Here is a 497-nt window from a genome sequence, read left to right as displayed (position 1 = left end):
TTCACGCTGCCCACGATCTCGGCCATGGTCTTGCCGGCTTCGCCCACGAGGGCGCTGCCCATGTCGACCTTGCCCACCGAGTCGTCGATCAGGCCCTTGATTTCCTTGGCGGCTGCGCCTGAGCGCTGGGCCAGGTTGCGGACTTCGGAAGCGACCACTGCGAAGCCGCGGCCCTGCTCGCCGGCACGTGCCGCTTCCACCGCAGCATTCAAAGCCAGGATGTTGGTCTGGAACGCGATGCCGTCGATCACGCCAATGATGTCGACGATCTTCTTCGAGGACGCATTGATCGAGGCCATGGTGTCCACCACCTGCCCCACCACATTGCCGCCCTTCACTGCCACTTCGGAGGCCGAGAGCGCGAGCTGATTCGCCTGCCGCGCGTTGTCCGCGTTCTGCTTGACCGTGGAGGTCAGCTCTTCCATCGAGGCCGCGGTCTGCTCCAGCGAGCTGGCCTGCTCCTCGGTGCGCGACGAAAGGTCCTGGTTGCCCGCGGC

The 497-nt window shown here is 65.6% G+C and carries 1 protein-coding gene; it reads right to left on the bottom strand.

Translation table 11 applies throughout. The features are described 5' to 3' along the window. Positions 1-497 (bottom strand): methyl-accepting chemotaxis protein (locus AC1DMS_RS31770; protein WP_478182153.1); only part of this gene is annotated, 497 nt, incomplete at both ends.

The organism is Variovorax sp. 05T418 (genome assembly GCF_056396385.1).
Note: the sequence above shows the minus strand (reverse complement) of the source record. Positions and strands in the feature narration are given on the sequence as shown.